The organism is Thiobacillus sp., from assembly GCF_024708915.1.
On the sequence record NZ_JANJXQ010000110.1, the window covers coordinates 1 to 16,672 of the forward strand.

Annotated in this window: 16 protein-coding genes; all 16 read left to right on the plus strand. The window is 56.5% G+C overall.

Features of this window, described 5'->3' with window-relative positions; all coding sequences use genetic code 11:
* A partial coding sequence (gene gmd, locus Q0L94_RS08080; RefSeq protein ID WP_296752240.1) for a GDP-mannose 4,6-dehydratase occupies nt 1–873 on the plus strand: 873 nt, incomplete at its 5' end.
* Nucleotides 870–1,649, plus strand: coding sequence for an FkbM family methyltransferase (locus Q0L94_RS08085; RefSeq protein WP_296752242.1), 780 nt, complete (start codon nt 870–872; stop codon nt 1,647–1,649). The genes gmd and Q0L94_RS08085, both read left to right, overlap by 4 nt.
* 12 nt (nt 1,650–1,661) lie before the next feature.
* A complete protein-coding gene (locus Q0L94_RS08090) occupies nt 1,662–3,137 on the plus strand; it encodes a hypothetical protein (protein ID WP_296752244.1) in 1,476 nt (491 codons plus the stop codon).
* 3 nt (nt 3,138–3,140) lie between these two features.
* The gene (locus tag Q0L94_RS08095) at nt 3,141–4,310 is read left to right on the plus strand and encodes a sulfotransferase domain-containing protein (RefSeq protein ID WP_296752246.1); all 1,170 of its coding nucleotides are present in this window, start codon (nt 3,141–3,143) and stop codon (nt 4,308–4,310) included.
* Nucleotides 4,307–4,831: an adenylyl-sulfate kinase gene (locus tag Q0L94_RS08100; protein WP_296752248.1), complete on the plus strand. Its 525-nt coding sequence runs from the start codon at nt 4,307–4,309 to the stop codon at nt 4,829–4,831. Before Q0L94_RS08095 ends, Q0L94_RS08100 begins: the two co-directional genes overlap by 4 nt.
* Before the next feature lie 9 nt (nt 4,832–4,840).
* On the plus strand, nt 4,841–5,626 hold the full coding sequence (locus Q0L94_RS08105; RefSeq protein ID WP_296752251.1) for a class I SAM-dependent methyltransferase: 786 nt from the start codon (nt 4,841–4,843) through the stop codon (nt 5,624–5,626).
* Between the two features lie 4 nt (nt 5,627–5,630).
* On the plus strand, nt 5,631–7,946 hold the full coding sequence (locus tag Q0L94_RS08110) for a PEP-utilizing enzyme (protein WP_296752254.1): 2,316 nt from the start codon (nt 5,631–5,633) through the stop codon (nt 7,944–7,946).
* Nucleotides 7,943–8,596, plus strand: a complete 654-nt coding sequence (locus Q0L94_RS08115; protein WP_296752256.1) for a gamma-glutamyl-gamma-aminobutyrate hydrolase family protein — start codon at nt 7,943–7,945, stop codon at nt 8,594–8,596. The genes Q0L94_RS08110 and Q0L94_RS08115 overlap by 4 nt, the downstream gene beginning before the upstream one ends.
* Entirely contained in the window at nt 8,593–9,312 is a 720-nt protein-coding gene (locus Q0L94_RS08120; RefSeq protein WP_296752259.1) for a phosphocholine cytidylyltransferase family protein, read from the plus strand. Before Q0L94_RS08115 ends, Q0L94_RS08120 begins: the two co-directional genes overlap by 4 nt.
* Complete coding sequence (locus Q0L94_RS08125; RefSeq protein ID WP_296752261.1) at nt 9,305–10,261, plus strand: class I SAM-dependent methyltransferase; 957 nt, start codon at nt 9,305–9,307, stop codon at nt 10,259–10,261. The genes Q0L94_RS08120 and Q0L94_RS08125 overlap by 8 nt, the downstream gene beginning before the upstream one ends.
* Entirely contained in the window at nt 10,261–11,583 is a 1,323-nt protein-coding gene (locus Q0L94_RS08130) for an O-antigen ligase family protein (protein WP_296752338.1), read from the plus strand. Before Q0L94_RS08125 ends, Q0L94_RS08130 begins: the two co-directional genes overlap by 1 nt.
* Nucleotides 11,576–12,385, plus strand: a complete 810-nt coding sequence (locus Q0L94_RS08135) for a glycosyltransferase family 2 protein (RefSeq protein ID WP_296752264.1) — start codon at nt 11,576–11,578, stop codon at nt 12,383–12,385. The genes Q0L94_RS08130 and Q0L94_RS08135 overlap by 8 nt, the downstream gene beginning before the upstream one ends.
* Nucleotides 12,385–14,256, plus strand: coding sequence for an asparagine synthase (glutamine-hydrolyzing) (gene asnB, locus Q0L94_RS08140; RefSeq protein ID WP_296752266.1), 1,872 nt, complete (start codon nt 12,385–12,387; stop codon nt 14,254–14,256). Before Q0L94_RS08135 ends, asnB begins: the two co-directional genes overlap by 1 nt.
* 4 nt (nt 14,257–14,260) lie before the next feature.
* The gene (locus tag Q0L94_RS08145) at nt 14,261–15,193 is read left to right on the plus strand and encodes a glycosyltransferase family 2 protein (RefSeq protein WP_296752269.1); all 933 of its coding nucleotides are present in this window, start codon (nt 14,261–14,263) and stop codon (nt 15,191–15,193) included.
* Between the two features lie 29 nt (nt 15,194–15,222).
* A complete protein-coding gene (locus tag Q0L94_RS08150) occupies nt 15,223–15,891 on the plus strand; it encodes a CatB-related O-acetyltransferase (protein WP_296752272.1) in 669 nt (222 codons plus the stop codon).
* An 18-nt stretch (nt 15,892–15,909) separates the two neighbouring features.
* Nucleotides 15,910–16,671, plus strand: a complete 762-nt coding sequence (locus tag Q0L94_RS08155) for a glycosyltransferase family 2 protein (protein ID WP_296752275.1) — start codon at nt 15,910–15,912, stop codon at nt 16,669–16,671.
* Nucleotide 16,672 lies beyond the last annotated feature (1 nt).

Sequence of the window (16,672 nt, forward strand, 5' to 3'; positions counted from 1 at the left end):
ATCCGCATCATCCAGCAGGTGCAGCCCGACGAAATCTACAACCTCGCCGCGCAGAGCCACGTCGCCGTCAGCTTCGAAGAACCCGAATACACCGCCAACTCCGACGCCCTCGGCGCGCTGCGCATTCTGGAGGCCATCCGCATCCTCGGCCTGGAAAAGAAAACCCGCTTCTACCAGGCCAGCACCTCCGAACTCTTCGGCCTGGTGCAGGAAATCCCCCAGAAGGAAACCACCCCGTTCTATCCGAGAAGCCCTTACGCCGTCGCCAAGCTGTATGCCTACTGGATCACCGTCAACTACCGCGAGGCCTACGGCATGTATGCCTGCAACGGCATCCTGTTCAACCACGAAAGCCCGATCCGCGGCGAAACCTTCGTCACCCGCAAGATCACCCGCGCGCTGGCGCGCATCAAGCTCGGCCTGCAGGACTGCCTCTTCCTCGGCAACATGGATGCCAAGCGTGACTGGGGTCACGCCAAGGACTACATCGAAATGCAGTGGCTGATGCTGCAGCAGGAGACGCCCGAGGATTTCGTCATCGCCACCGGCGTGCAGTACAGCGTGCGCGACTTCGTCAACGCCGCCGCCAAGGAGCTTGGCATGGCGATCCGCTGGGAAGGGCAGGGCGTCGACGAGAAGGGTTATGACGCCCACGGCAAATGCATCGTCGCTGTCGACCCCCGCTACTTCCGCCCCACCGAAGTCGAAACCCTGCTCGGCGACCCCAGCAAGGCCAAGAACAAGCTCGGCTGGACGCCGAAGATCAGCTTCGATGAACTCGTCGCCGAAATGGTGCGCGAAGATCTCAAAGCTGCAGAGCGCGACGAACTGGTGAAGAAGCACGGCTACAAGGCCATGGATTACCACGAATGATGATCAAGCGATTTCTCAGGGGAGCGCTCAAGCGCTTCGGTGTCGTCGCATTTAAGCGCTCAAGCCGCGTGTATATTCCGGAAGAAGAGACATATCGGATTGTTTCCGTGCTTGCCGGGTGTCCTGATCCAGTAGTTATTGATGGAGGGACTCATCTCGGCGATATGGTAGAGAGGTTTGGGGCTTTATTACCGAGGTCCGAGTTTCATTGCTTCGAGCCTGACCCCATGCTTGGGGAAATACTTGTGCGCAAATTCACGGGTAATTCCAAGATTAATATTGTGCATGCGGCGCTTGGGGACGTTGCGGGCAAAGCAACGTTCAACATCAATGTCTCGCGTCCGACCAATTCGCTACTGCCGACTTCTGAATCCTTGCAACCAGACCTCAAACAGCTTTGTGAACTTGTAGAGCAGGTTGAAGTGGAAGTCGTCACCATTGACGATTATTGCCGGGCGAATTCAATTGATCGCGTAGATATAATCAAACTTGATTTGCAGGGCTATGACTATCTTGCCCTCAAGGGTGCATCGGGGATGCTCGAGAAGGCCAAGGTTGTGCTGGTGGAGGTATTGTTTAAGGAGTTCTATCAGGGGTGCCATCTCTTTCCTGATGTTCTGGGCTTCATGCTTGATAACGGGTTCGAACTGCATACCTTGTGTGGCTTGCACTATGGACATCACGACGAACTGTTGTGGTCAGATGCCATTTTCGTAAAAAATGGCAATGGCGCACCATCAGCGAAGCCCCAGCAGGGTGGCGGCCCATCGGTCTGACCGAACTCGCACATGCTGTTTAGAAATGCATCCTGGAGCGCGGTTGCTTCGGCCTATCGTTCTGGGGTAGGCCTTGTGTCTGCATTTCTTGCCGTGCGACTTCTTGGGGCAGAAAACTATGGAAATATTGCTACCCTGATATCCGTATTTGCGCTCTATCTTTCTCTCATTTCCGGCGTGTTTATTGTGCTGGTCGCCAAATTGATGGCGTCAGATAACACCACCGGAACTTCTGACAAGACCATTTTATTCGTCGCAGCAAATGTCCTGACGATCCTGTCCGTTGTGGGTATTCTGGGTTTTGCATTGCTGCTGAGTATTTTGGCGCCGGGGTTTCAGGAATCCGGTGCGATCAGCCGGGTTTTCTGGGACTACGCGCAATCGGGTTCGTTTTTCCTTGGCATATTGACGGCCTTGCAGATTTATTCAGCGTTGAATTCAGCGATGATTGAAAGCGCGGGGCGCCTGGATATGGCCATGAAGTCTCAGATGCTAGGGCCAACCGTTGTACTAATTGGGCTGCTTGTTTTGTTTTCAACGCAGAGTCAAGTTGCTGTCTCGATGTATTTGTTGCTGCTCTGCGCTGGTGCGGCCACAGACATGCTGATGTTATGGGCTACTCGACGGGCGCTGATACTTGAACGTCTTTCGCTGGATCGCTTACCGCAGGCCATGAAGCGCATCCCCGACTTGCTCAAGTCGGGAAGTGCAATCCAGTTCTCGGCCTTTATGAATATTTTTCTTGAGCCGCTCAATAAGCTGACTCTCAATCACTTTGCGGGCGGCATGGCTGTCACATCCTATGATCTGGCAATGAAGGTGATTTGGGGACTTCAGGGATTATTCAGTGCAGTCACGCGAGTGTTTCTTCATCTCGGTAGTCATGGCGCAGATGTCATTGTTCGGTCATATGTGCGTGTAATGACACTCATTGCTGTACCCGCACTCGCAGCACATGCGCTGGGCGCTTTGTTATTATCATTTGCAATACACCACTGGGTGAGTGTGGAGCAAGACCAGATGATGGCTTTTTTTGGGGTCGCAACGCTTTCAAATTTGGCCATGATTTACATTACGCCCCTTTACGTGAGCCTGATCGGTAAGGATGACCGCCGCTTCCTGTTCCAGAACCAGTTGCGGCTCACCATCAGCAATATTGCTGCCTCGCTATTATTGATCCCGATGTTTGGCCTGATTGGGGCAGCTGTCGGGCTTTTTTGTGCTGCTCTTTATAATTCCGCTGCAATTTACATGCGCTTCCAGAAGGTGATCGGCCCCGCAGGAAACATTCGACATGCATTGGCCGGTAGGTTGTGGGGCTTTTTCATGGCGGCCATGCTGCTGATTGCCTCGCTTTTTCTTGGAGCCACCCATGAGTTGAATATGCTTGCATTCGCTGCCATTGCGGGGGGGCTATTCCTGCTGGTCGCGAAGGAACCGATAACGGAAGAGTTGAGCCGGAGGCTGACAACTGGAGCAGGTCGATAAGCTTTGAAGACATCCAAACTATATTTGATTTCACCGCGTGAGCCCTGTGGGGCGACTTGGCTTATCAATTGCCTCCTGGTACTGGGAATCAAGACCTATCGCACTACCGTTGGTGATGGTATGTGGGTTAAGGAGGGGGGCAGTTGGGCACTGAATCCGATTGAGGAGCCCCTGAAGAAGTGGCTGCCGGCCTTGAGTGAAGCGCAGCACCTTTCCTTTCGGGACGACGTGGAAGTGGAATGGGCGCATATCTGGCCGACCGGCAAGACTGCCAAAACCAAGATCATCTACTTCATTCGTGACCCCCGTGATGCACTGTTCTCTCGCTATCGGCGGGAATCGCCAGATGTGACATTCAAAGCATTCCTGGATTTTCCAGATGGTCAAACCCAGCTGGACAAAATTGAAACCTGGAACCTGTTTAACGAGTCATGGCTGGCTCAGCCTGATCTCATGGTTTTCAGATTTGAGGATTACAAACAGGATGCTTTGGCAACTTTGCGCTCGGTGCTGGAATTTTCAGGAATTGTCGTGAGTGAATCGGCGATGCTGGAAGCTGTTGAACGGTCGGGTTTCGAGCAGGCTGTCGCCGCGGAGAAGCGCTACCGGGAGATTCACCCAGAAGACACGCAGGTTATTAATCGTGCGAGTCAGGTTGGATCCTGGAAAGATCCAGTTCTGTCGGTGGAAGCAGCAGAAATTGTCGGGCGGTGCGGTGGCTTGATGGCCCGTTTTGGCTATCTGGCCGCACAGGAGAACGACGAGAAACCTTCCTACCTTCCGCATTCCAGGCTGCTGCGTTTTTACCGCAACCTGAATGTTCCTGCTGGCTTCTGGGATCGACCGAATGATGGTCGTGAGCAAGATCGGGTGATGGCTACCGTCACGCTCGCGATGAGAATGGATGCGTCCGAATTGGTTAGGTATCGCCTGCAGACATATGAACGCTGGCAGTTGGTGAGTGGAATGCAGGAGTTTCTACGTGCATTGGGTGAGTGGACTGGCCGGCAGTTGAGCGAGATTCAGGCTCAATCCAGCGCAGTTCCGAATCTCGCTTGGCGAATCAATGAGTTTCTCGCCGTGCGGGGTGTGCGGTTACCCCGTTATTTCAAAGCTTCCATTTGGAAGCTGGCGCGCTTAGGCAAGGTGATTGCGTTCAGGGAGCCACGATGAGCGCAGGGAAAGTAATCTGGATTACGGGTCTTTCCGGAGCTGGCAAATCCACTACCGCCCGCGAAGTGGTCAGGCGATTGCGTGAGCACGGCAGGCACGTGGTGATGCTCGATGGCGACGAGTTGCGGGAAGTGTTTGGTGCGGTATCGGCCAATACGGAAAATCATGGCCGCGAAGGGCGGCTGGCGCTGGCGATGCAATATGCTCACCTGTGCCGGGTGATTGCCGCGCAGGGGATGACGGTTGTGATTGCCACCATTTCGCTGTTCAAGGAAATTCATGCTTGGAACCGGGCGAATTTGCCCGGCTACTTCGAGGTTTACCTCAAGGTGCCGGTGGACGAGTTGCGCCGCCGGGATCCGAAGGGAATCTATCGTCGCTTCGATGCCGGCGAGCTCTCCGATGTGGCCGGGCTGGATTTGCCCATCGATGAACCTGAAGCAGCGGACTGGGTGGCGGAGTTTGAGCCGGAGCGAGGCGTTGGAGCTCTGGCAGATGAATTGATGAAAATTTTAAATTGAGGAAAAAGTATGAGCCAAACAACGCTGAAGGCGGGAGATTTCACCGGTCTTGCCAAAGATTACTCACAACACCGCCCGGATTACTGCCCTTCAGTACTAAACGGCCTGCTGGGGCTATTGAGCAGACCGGTGCAGGAAATCGATTTTGTCGATGTCGGTGCCGGCACGGGAATCTGGACACGGATGGTGTATGACAAAGGTGCCAAATCCGTTACGGCAATAGAACCTAATGATGATATGCGAGCGAATGGAATTGCCGACAGTGCAAGTACATCGATTCGCTGGTTGGCAGGCAATGCTGAACAGACAGGCTTGCCTGGTTCATCCTGCGACTGGCTGTCTATGGCCTCCTCGTTTCACTGGGCTAACTTCGACGTTTCAACATGTGAATTCCACCGCGTATTGCGTCCCGGTGGTCGCTTTACGGCGCTATGGAATCCACGATTGATTGAGGTGAATCCATTGCTGGTAGAAATCGAGGCTCACCTGGACACCTTGCGTCCAAATATCAAACGGGTTTCCTCCGGGCGTTCCGGTATTACCGAGACCCTGCTCGAGCAACTATGGGCCTCCCCTCACTTTGAAGATGTGGTGTATCTGGAAGGTCGTCACATTATTCCCATGACGCCTGAGCGTTATCTGGGTGCGTGGCGCTCAGTCAATGACCTCCGTGTTCAGCTGGGTCCTGAGAAATTCGACGCTTTCCTGGCGTCTGTAGAACGGCGCATCAGTGAGTTGGATGTGATTGAAGCTACCTATCTAACCCGTGCTTGGTCTGCCCGGCGCAAGGATTGAGTCAATGACCCTGGCGTTTTCCACCAAGGCCGGCACCCTGGCGCTACTGCAAGAGCCACTGCGGTCGGCCCGCATCGCCCCCCTGGTGTCCTTCACGGTGGCTGCGTGGCAGGCCGACCCTGCCGGTTGTCTGGCTCGGATTCGCCCGGTGATCGGGAACGGTCCATGGATCGTGCGTTCCAGCTGCCAACGCGAAGACGGCGCTGGCGAATCCAACGCTGGGGCTTTTCTGTCGCTGACGGATGTTGCGGCCGAGGGCCTGGAAAATGCCATTGAGCAGGTGATTGCAGCCTACGGTGAAGCTGATGAAAATGACGAGGTGCTCATCCAGCCGATGCTGCAGAGCGTGTTGCGATCTGGCGTCGCCTTCTCCCACGACCCCAATACCTGCACGCCTTACCGAGTGGTGAGTTGGTCGGAAGGGAGGGATACCTCCGTCGTGACGGGCGGCAAGGGCGGTCGGACTTGGCAACAGGCAGCCTGCTCGCCAATCGCCCCCCCCGTCGAATTGGCCTGTGTGGTTGCCTTGATAGATGAATTGCTTGTGCTGTTTGGTGGCGTGCCGGTGGACTGTGAGTTTGCCGTCACCTGCGAGGGCCAGGCTGAAGTGTTGTGGCTGTTGCAGGCCCGCCCGCTGGTCTTGACCGGGCCCTTGGAAGATGAAACGTCGCAGTCGGTGCGGTTGCAGCGCATTCACGACAAGGTGGCGCGAGGCATGCAGCCCCACCCCTTCCTGATGGGTCGCCGTACGGTCTATGGCGTAATGCCGGACTGGAACCCCGCCGAGATCATAGGCGTGCGGCCAAAACCACTGGCTTTGTCGCTTTACCGTGAGTTGGTGACTGATGCCATCTGGGCCTATCAGCGCCACAACTACGGCTACCGCAATCTGCGCAGCTTTCCGCTGATGCCGCATTTTTTCGGACTGCCGTACATTGATGTGCGCTTGTCCTTCAATTCCTTCATCCCTGCCGATCTGGATGATGGGCTGGCAGGCAGGCTGGTGGATCATTACATCGACCGCCTTCTGTCTGAACCCACGCTGCACGACAAGGTGGAGTTTGAAGTTGTCTTTTCATGCTACACCCTGGATTTGCCGCAGCGGCTGGAACGTTTGGCGGAAGCGGGCTTCTCGAAAGACGAGCGCGAGGCAATTGCCGACAGCCTGCGGCGCCTGACCAACCGCATCGTGCATCCCAAGGACGGCTTGTGGCGCGAAGATGCTGCCAAGCTGAGTACACTCAATGCACGGCGGGAGGAGCTTTTGGCCTCCAGCGCTGATCCACTGGAGCGGATTTACTGGTTGCTGGAAGACGCCAAGCGCTATGGGACGCTGCCTTTTGCCGGTTTGGCGCGTGCAGGGTTTGTAGCAGTGCAAATGCTCAAGTCATTGGTGGCAGTGGGTGTTTTCTCTGATGCGGATTACGACGCCTTCATGGGTGGTGTCTCCACCGTTAGTGGACAACTCGCAAGGGACAGGGCAACACTGGACAAGGCCACCTTCCTGTCTCGCTACGGCCATTTGCGCCCGGGTACTTATGACATTCTTTCGCCGCGTTACGACGAGGCGCCCGAACTCTATTTCGACTGGAGCCAGCGGCCACCGGCACCGGAGACGGTGAAGCCTTTTTCCCTGACGCTGCCGCAGATGCGCGAAGTGGTGAAGCTGCTCGAATCGCACGGCCTGCAACCTGATCCGGTGGGGCTTTTCGATTTTTTGCAGGCGGGGATCGAATTGCGGGAGTCGGCGAAATTTCATTTCACCCGCAACCTGTCGGATGTGCTGGCACTGGTGGCGGAGTGTGGCGCGCAGTGGGGCTTCTCCAGGGAAGATTTGGCTTATTGCGACATTGCCGCCTTCAAGGAACTTCACGTGGCAGCGGCAGACCCAAAGGAGGCGCTCTCGCGCAGCATCGAACAAGGCATGGCGCGCTACCGGGACACTCTGGCCGTTGTGTTGCCACCACTCATCGCGCGCCCGGAGGACGTTTGGGTTTTTGAGTGGCCTGAGACCACGCCCAATTTCATTACCCAGAAACAGGTCACCGCACCCGTGACGGGGTGTGAGGAGCGTGAGCGGCTAGCCGGGGCGATTGTATGTATCCCGAACGCTGACCCAGGCTTTGACTGGTTGTTTGCCTATCCGATCGCGGGGCTGATTACTGTCTGGGGTGGTGCAAATTCTCACATGGCTATTCGTGCCGGAGAGTTGGGCTTGCCGGCGGTCATTGGGGCAGGAGAGGTTCTGTATCGACGTTGGTCAACTTCCCAAAGATTACATCTTGACTGCGCCGGGCGCCGAGTAGAGGTGTTGGCGTGAGCGGGGCCGTCATTGTGGCGGTCAGCCAGCGGGTAGATATTGTTGCAGGGCGGGATGAGCAGCGTGACGCATTGGATCAGCGGCTTATCGCTTTCCTGCTGCAGTCCGATGCCGTGCCCATCCCCGTGCCGAATGGCCTGTTCATGGAAACGTCGGCTGGACAGGAAAATCATCAGATCTTTGATGCCTGGCTTGGCCAGGTGAAACCTCATGCTGTGGTGTTATCAGGCGGCAATGATATTGGCGAGTGCCGTGATCGTGATCTGACCGAGGCTGCGTTGCTGGACTATGCGCAGAAACATGGTTTGCCCGTTTTGGGTATTTGCCGCGGGATGCAGATGATGGGGGTTTGGGCCGGCGGTCATTTGGCTAAGGTGGACGGGCATGTACGGAGCCATCATCGTTTGCAGATTTCTGATCAAACAGCGGCGTGGCCCCTAGAAGTGAATAGCTATCACAACTGGTCTCTGACCGAATGTCCTGAGGGATTTGTGGTTGAGGCTCGCAGCGAGGACGGAGCAATCGAGGCTATTCGCCACGCGCACTTGCCATGGGAAGGCTGGATGTGGCACCCGGAAAGGGAGCCTGTCTTCTCTGCAGCAGATGTCGGACGTGTCAGAAAATTATTCCAGATGCGGGAGACGCGATGAGGGCCATTATCCTTGCTGCAGGGCGCGGCAGTCGTATGAAAAACCTGACTGATGAACGTCCTAAGTGTCTGGTGGAACTGCGAGGCAGCCCCTTACTTGACTGGCAAATCAGGGCACTGCAAGCGGCTGGTGTTGCCGATATTGCTATCGTCACCGGCTACAGGCGTGAATTGCTGGCTGACCGTGGGTTTGTCGAATTCCATAATCCACGATGGTCAGAAACGAACATGGTGTCTTCGCTGGCCTGTGCCGCCGCATGGCTGGAAAGTGGCCCATGCATTGTGAGTTATTCCGATATTTTTTATGACGCCAGCGCTGTAGCCGCCTTAATTAAATCTTCGGCCCCGCTTGCTGTCACTTACGACCCCCACTGGCAGGAATTGTGGGAGAGTCGTTTCGGCGATCCTCTCCTGGATGCGGAAACATTTCGTATAAATGCGGATGGGACGCTCGCCGAAATTGGCAACAAGCCCCAAACTGTTGATGAAGTGGAAGGCCAGTACATGGGATTGTTGCGCTTTACGCCAGACGGATGGGGCGAGGTGCTGCGCATTCGTGCCGGGCTAACTCAAGACGAACGCGACAAGATGCATATGACTGGCACGCTGCAAAAGATTATTGAAGCCGGGCGGTTGCCCATCGCAGCGCTGCCGTACACAGGGAAATGGGGCGAGGTGGATAGCCAGTCTGATCTGGAGCATTACACGAGTGCCTGATGTCCTTGCCACCGGTGTGGCCGGCACAGTCAGGTGTCCCAGTTGTGCTTCCTGGAATACGCATTCGCTTGGCGCGATTCCTCCGAGCAATACCTTTGCTGGACGTTTGCTAAAGCAAAAGCTTCCAGGAGGGTTCTTATGGCAGTGCTCTAACTGTCATTTACTCTTCCGCCACCCTAGACAGAGTGAGGCTGAACTCAACCGGCTTTACCAGTCAGGTGATGCGGAAAGCTGGCCAACTCCGGTGGAGCAGCGAACCGACTGGCGATTGATCCGAGAGTGGCTCAAAATAAAAAGAGAAGTTAAGCGGGTTATGGACGTAGGTTGTTTCGATGGCCGGCTGCTTGAATATCTTGGTGTTGATTACACATGGATCGGTGTGGAGATTCATGAGGAGGCAGCAAGGCGTGCACGTGCCCGAGGCGTGGATGTGCTGAGCAGCGACTTCGCCAAACTCTCCGAATTGAATATCGATGTGGACGTCGCGTTGGCAATCGATGTTATCGAACACAGTTTTGATCCCAAAATTTTTTTGGCTTCATTGGCCGCTTGTGTTCGCCCTGGAGGATATGTCCTGGTAACTACTGGCAACACCGCGGCGCCAAGCTGGCGCCTGATGAGAGGCCTTTACTGGTACTGCCATATTGCCGAGCACCTGTCTTTCATCAATCCAACTTGGGCTGAGAATGTCGCACCACAGCTTGGGTTGGAGGTCCAATACATGCGCTTGTTCTCACACGCCGAAGGCAGGGCCTCTATTAAACAACGGGTTTACGAAACTACCGCCAATTTGATTCTCCGATTCGCACCGAAGGTGTTTGCTCTGCTGCGGCGGTTCGGCGCGGGGGGGATTGATCTTGATCGTTATCCGGGCTTGGAACTTTCGCCTACCTATTGGATGAGTGCAAAGGATCACATGCTGGTGGTGTTTCGGAAAACCGATACGTGATGAAGCTTACCCCTATTCTTTATTCACCAGCCTATCCGGCGGCATGGCTGCTTTTTGGCATGCCCTTCGCGCTGGCTATAGCGCATTTTGTGGCAATCCCATGGCCGCAGTTAGCGACCATCGCCGTCTATACAGTAGCGTTGGTGTGGGTGTCGGTATTGGCATGGCGGGGACAGCGGCATCTTTGGCCTGTCACCACGCTTGACGGGCTGTTTGTTGGTTTTGTTTCGCTGGTGTCTGTCTCGCTGGTATCCCAAGGTGGAATTTGGGGGGAGATGGGAAAGTTCGCACGTTACCTGCCTTTCATGGTGGTCGTTCCCTATCTCTGCGGACGATTGATGCGAGTGTCGGATATTGTTCTCTTTATGCGCATTACCCTCGTTGCAGGCATAACCCTCCTGCCGCTCTTGTTGAGTGATCGCCTAACGTCGGCGGGGCGACCGTTCGGGCGTTGGCCATTTTTTGGGCAAGATCATGGCGCGTTATTGGCAGGCGTTCTGCTGACAGCCGCATTGATCGCACTTTGCGTGCGCATGCTTGATTTCCGAAGCCTGGGCGAAAGAACGAACCGGTCTAGCCAAGTGTTCCTTAATGGCCTAGCCGGCCTGTTCACAGTCTTCCTGGTCTGGGTAACGGCAAGGGGCTGGCTGCTTTCTGCTTTGGTTGGGGTTGCAGTGACCTGCCTATTTGCACGGCAGCGTTCAATCTGGAGGCGGGTTGGGCTATGGACTGCAATAGTGGCTGTTGTGGGGCTGTCGTTGTCGGTGCTGCCTAAACTTGATCCCTATTTTGGGCGCTTTTATGCATTGCCCATGAATATGGATTCGCATATGGAATCTATCGAACCTTTCCTTGGTGTGACTGTACCCATCCTTGGTGAGGCGAGTTGTCAGCCATTCAAGGACGGGGTCAATTCCATAGCCATGCGCTGGGTGCTGTACCAGGAGGCGATGGCGATGTTCTCGGAAAATCCCGTCTTTGGCGTTGGCGCGGCAAGATTTGGCGAACAGTCCTGCACGGGGCCGATGGGGTTTCCCCACAGCACGATTCTTCAGGGGGGCGCGGAATTGGGCCTGATTGGCGGCGGATTGCTGGTCGGGCTAATGATGCTTGCGGCTGTTACGCTGGCGCGGCCGTTTCTGTCAGTCTGGCAGGGGCCGAACTGGTCGGCGCATGCGTTTGTCCTGGCGCTGTTTGCGGCTTTCCAATTGGGAGACCAGATCTACGGCAATTACTTCATGTCGGTGGGCACATGGCTGCTGCTGGGAATTGCCGCGAGCATGCGTGCCGTTGACAATCGGGGGCACGTAAATCGTGGCTGATTTTCCGCGCATTACCGTTGTTACGCCCAGTTTCAATCAGGCGGCCTATCTCGAGCGCACCATTTGCTCGGTGCTCGATCAGGGCTACCCCAACCTTGAATACATCATTGTCGACGGTGGCTCAACGGATGGAAGCGTAGACATCATCCGCCGCTATGCAGACCGCTTGTCCTGGTGGGTGAGTGAACCCGATCGCGGGCAGACGGACGCCCTCAACAAGGGACTGCGACGGGCGACCGGCGAATGGGTAGCGTGGCAGAACTCGGACGACATCTACTATCCGGGCGCTTTCCATGATCTGAGCGCGGCTGCCGCAAAACATCCGTGGGCGGGCCTTGTCATCGGCGACATGATGCTGATTGACGAGCATGATCATCCGCTGCGCGATATTCGCTATGTGAAGCCCAGTTACAGGGCGCTCCTGGCGGAAGGCATGCTGCTTGCGAACCAGGCGGCATTCTGGCGTCGCAGTCTTCAGGAGAAGACAGGGTTACTGGACGAGAGGTATCACTGTTCGTTTGACTACGAATGGTTTCTTCGACTGGCGCAGCATGCCGAAGGGATACACGTAGATTGCATCTGGGGCGCACTCCGCCTGCATGGCGAAACCAAGACCAGCCTGATGGAGCATCTCTTTCAGGAAGAGAATCAGATGATCCTGGCAGGACGCGAAATACCCTCATGGCAAAAGAAAGTATACAAACTGCGTCGCCTTGCCTTGATGCTCGGCCAAGGACAGGTTGCTTATGTTCTTAGAGGACTGTCGCGTCATGCGCGTGGGCAGGGCGGAGCGATGTACTGATGTGCGGTATTCTCGGATGGTTCGGCCGCCACGAGGCGGTGGATGCTGGACGCTTCAGCGCCGCGCTGGATCTGCTCGCACACCGCGGCCCGGATGACCGTGGTGAATTTGCTGCGCCGGGTGTTTTGCTCGGTCATCGGCGCCTGTCCATCCTCGACCTATCTCCTGCCGGTCACCAGCCAATGGTGGAACCGGTAAGCGGTGCGGCAATTGTTTTCAACGGGGAGGTATACAACCACGTCGAATTGCGTGCCGAACTCGAAGGGCTTGGTCATCAGTTTTTCGGGCATTCAGACACCGAGGTGCTGCTGCATGCGCTGATCGAGTGGGGAGACCGGGCGCTGCCACGCCTCAACGGCATGTGGGCGTTCGCGTTCTGGCAACCCTCGAAGCAGCATTTGTTGCTGGCGCGTGACCGGTTCGGGGTGAAACCGCTGTATTTCCGGAATGGCCACGATGGTCTGGCTTTCGCGTCCGAGCCCAAGGCGCTGCTGGCTTTGTTTCCTGGGCACCGGGCTGTGTCGGAAACGGCGCTATTGGATTTCCTGGGCAACAATCTGCTTTACGCCCGCGGCAATTCTTTCTACCAAGGTATCGATGTGATGCCGCCAGCGCATTATGCGACCTATGAGGCCGCCACCGGCAAGCTGCGTCTGTCGCGTTACTGGGATTACCCGGCGAATACGGATGAGGCGCTCAGCGCCGATGGTGCGCGTGCTCAATTTGACGCGCTGTTTACCGACGCGGTGAGGGTGAGGCTGCGCAGCGATGTTCCGGTGGGCCTGACACTCTCCGGCGGTCTTGATTCGACCGGGGTGCTTGCCGCAGCCAGCCAGCATGTCGCCAAGCCTTTGGTCTGCTATACGTCCGTCTATGGCGAAGGCGAGTCGGGCGAACTGCCATGGGCGCAGCTCGCCAGCGATGCGGCGCATTCGCCGCTGACCGCGGTGTCCGCGCCGCAAGAGGATTGGCTTGATACCTTGCGCAAGGTGGCATGGCACATGGATGGGCCGGGCTACTCCCCTGCAGTCTATCCGCTCTGGCATCTCATGCAGCATGCACGTTCCGATGGGGTGCCGGTGCTCCTTGAGGGGCAGGGAGCTGACGAGGCTCTGGCCGGCTATCCACAATATGCGATTCTGGAACTGCTGAACTATTTTTCAGGGAAGTCGGACCAGCGGCGGAGCCTGGAAGGCGTGCGGGAGCGGTTGCGCGCCTTGCGCCACAGCTTCTCGCTGCGCTGGGCGCTGGCATGGTCGGCGCGTGAGGTCTCGCCCATGCTGTTGCGCTGGCATCGTCGGCGCGTAGGTTTCCAGTCGCTGATGCGTGACGGGGTTCAGTTGCCGCCGCTACTCGAACATCACGGGGGAATGGGTGCTGATCCGGTCCGACAAAGGCTGATGGAGGATCATTCGCTTACCATTCTGCCCGGGCTTTTGCACTATGGCGATGCCATCAGCATGGCGCATGGTGTGGAGGCACGAAATCCGTTCCTGGACTACCGGCTTGTCGAGTGGATGTTCAGCTTGCCTGCCAAACTAAGATTCAATCGGAATGAAACCAAATGGGTGCTGCGCGAGTATTTGCGTGCGCACGGCCAGCGATCGATAGGCAATCGACCTGACAAAAAAGGTTATCCAACCCCGGTGGGGAAATGGCTGGCCTCTGAGCAGGGACGGGAAGTCGAACGATTGCTGCTTGACCGGCATAGCCTGCTCCACCAGTGGTGTGATCCGGGCAGGATCAAGCGCTTGATCGAACAGAACAGGAAAGGGGTAATGGCGGCGGAGCATCACGTCTACAAGCTCGTGACGACGCAGCTTTGGTTGCGTGAATGCATTCAGGCTGGACAGCCGCTGTCTAGGGTCTGAGGTTATGGAACATACACAAAACTGCGCGCCGCTCGCGCTCTTTGTCTACAACCGTCCAGAACATACGCGCAAGACGGTCGAGGCGCTGCAGGCCAACCTGCTTGCGCCGCACACACCGCTGTTCGTGTTCTGCGATGCGGCGTGCGACGAGCTTGCGCGCGAGGGTGTGGAGCGTGTGCGTGATTATGTTGCGCGGATCAGCGGCTTTGCGTCGGTGACCATCATCAGCAGGGAGCGGAATCTTGGCCTGGCCAATTCGATCATCGATGGCGTCAGCATGTTGTGCGAGCGGTTTGGGCGTGCCATCGTCCTGGAGGACGATCTGCCGACATCGCCGCACTTTTTGACCTTCATGAATGATGGGCTTGACACCTATGCTTCGGATGAGCGCGTGCAGAGTGTCTGCGGCTACATGTATCCGGTCGGGCTTGATACCGATGCGCCATCCTTCTTCCTCAGCATGCCGCACAGCTGGGGCTGGGCGACATGGTCGGACCGCTGGCGCATATTCGAGCGCGACGGACAGGCGCTGCTTGAGCAGATTCGGTCACGCGGGCTGCGGCGTGCTTTCAATGCGAACGGTCCGCACTCCAACATCAAGATGCTCAAGGATCAGATCGCAGGCCGCAACCATTCATGGTTCATCCGCTGGCACGCGGCGGGCTTCCTTAGACATATGCTGACGCTGTATTCTGCCCACTCGCTGGTTCGCAATATCGGCATCGACGGCAGTGGCGTGCATTGCGCGGAATGGAAGATCGATCCTTACTGGGGCGAGGTGGCCGTCGAATCGATTCGCGTCGATCGAACGCCAATCATCGAACATGCCGCCAATCTGGCGCGGCTCAACAAATATTTTGTCCGGATCAGGGGTGCGCGATATATTAATTTTTTCCTTCGCAAGCTGGCACAGTTCCGGCGCAAGTTTGCGACTTGATCCGTGCATCTCTTACCCGAACTCAACCTGTGATCGACGTACTCAACTGGGCCTTTTTCAGACGACTACTGCTCGCCCGCGGGCTGCCATCCTTCCGTGCCCCGCTGCTGAGCTACGTAGACGCGGGATCGTCGTTTGCGGGCTTCAACCGCCTTTCCATCGGAACTATAATCGTCGATTCGAACATTGGTCGCTGCACTTACATCGGCGGCGGGCGCGTGCAGTCCTGCGACATGGGTGGTTTCTGCAGCGTTGGTGCGCGCACGCGCATCGGCGGACTGGGCCGACATCCGACGAACTGGATCTCGACGCATCCGGCCTTCTATTCGCCGCTGGCGCAGGCGGGCATCACGTTCTGCGACAAGTCACATTTCGCCGAAAACTACCGCGTGAGTGTCGGTAATGACGTTTGGATCGGCGCTGGCGTGATGGTGCTGGATGGCGTGCGGATCGGCGACGGCGCGATCATCGCAGCAGGTGCGGTAGTCACGCGTGATGTCGAACCCTATGCAATTGTCGGCGGGGTTCCGGCACGCGTCATTCGTCATCGTTTTGACGCCGCGACAATATCGCTGTTGCTCGAACTGCGCTGGTGGGACTGGCCGCTAGATAAACTTCGCCGGGCGGCCCACCTTTTTCGTGATGATTCAGCCAGTGCCATACAGGCACTGGCTGCCTTTCATCACGGCTCTTCCTAACCGCCTGTCGGTCGCCTCATGAAGATTTCCATCATTACTGTCTGTTTCAACTCCGCGCGAACGCTGGGCGACACTCTTCAATCGGTAGCTGCGCAGACGCATCCGGACATTGAGCATATTGTGGTGGACGGAGGGTCGGAGGACGGCACGCTGGCTGTCATCAAGCGCTATCGCCAGCTCTTATCCAAGGTGATCTCCGAGCCAGATCGTGGTGTCTACGATGCGATGAACAAGGGTATCGGGATGGCGACAGGTGAGGTGATCGGCTTTATCAACTCCGATGATTTCTATGCCGGTAATACAGCGCTGTCGCACATCGCCGAAGCGTTTTCCGATCCGGCCATCGAGGCCTGTTTTGGCGATTTGGTGTATGTGGATCAGCAAGATCCCAGCAGGATCGTGCGTTACTGGAAATCGTGTACTTACCGGCTGGGCCGGTTTGAATATGGCTGGGTTCCGCCGCACCCGACATTTTTTGTACGACGATCGGTATATGAAAGATTGGGTGGCTTTAACTTGAATTTCCTGCTTGCCGCGGATATGGAACTGATGTTGCGCTTTCTGGAAGTGCACAGGATCTGTTCGGTGTATGTGCCGAGGACATTGATCAAGATGCGTCTGGGCGGCAAGACCAATCAGAGCCTTTCGAATGTAATCCAGCAAAATCGCGAAATTATGGCCGCGCTGAAGCAACATGGACTGCGGGCTTCGTGGTTCCGCTTGCTTGGCCACAAGTTATGGTCGCGCGGCAGGCAGTTCTTCGTACATCCCCGGACGTAAC

Coding starts and splice junctions, on each gene's coding strand:
- Q0L94_RS08120 (WP_296752259.1), top strand. CDS start 8,593: ATGAGGGCCATTATCCTTGCTGCAGGGCGCGGCAGTCGTATGAAAAAC.
- Q0L94_RS08105 (WP_296752251.1), top strand. CDS start 4,841: ATGAGCCAAACAACGCTGAAGGCGGGAGATTTCACCGGTCTTGCCAAA.
- Q0L94_RS08085 (WP_296752242.1), top strand. CDS start 870: ATGATGATCAAGCGATTTCTCAGGGGAGCGCTCAAGCGCTTCGGTGTC.
- Q0L94_RS08130 (WP_296752338.1), top strand. CDS start 10,261: ATGAAGCTTACCCCTATTCTTTATTCACCAGCCTATCCGGCGGCATGG.
- Q0L94_RS08155 (WP_296752275.1), top strand. CDS start 15,910: ATGAAGATTTCCATCATTACTGTCTGTTTCAACTCCGCGCGAACGCTG.
- asnB (WP_296752266.1), top strand. CDS start 12,385: ATGTGCGGTATTCTCGGATGGTTCGGCCGCCACGAGGCGGTGGATGCT.
- Q0L94_RS08100 (WP_296752248.1), top strand. CDS start 4,307: ATGAGCGCAGGGAAAGTAATCTGGATTACGGGTCTTTCCGGAGCTGGC.
- Q0L94_RS08090 (WP_296752244.1), top strand. CDS start 1,662: ATGCTGTTTAGAAATGCATCCTGGAGCGCGGTTGCTTCGGCCTATCGT.
- Q0L94_RS08145 (WP_296752269.1), top strand. CDS start 14,261: ATGGAACATACACAAAACTGCGCGCCGCTCGCGCTCTTTGTCTACAAC.
- Q0L94_RS08110 (WP_296752254.1), top strand. CDS start 5,631: ATGACCCTGGCGTTTTCCACCAAGGCCGGCACCCTGGCGCTACTGCAA.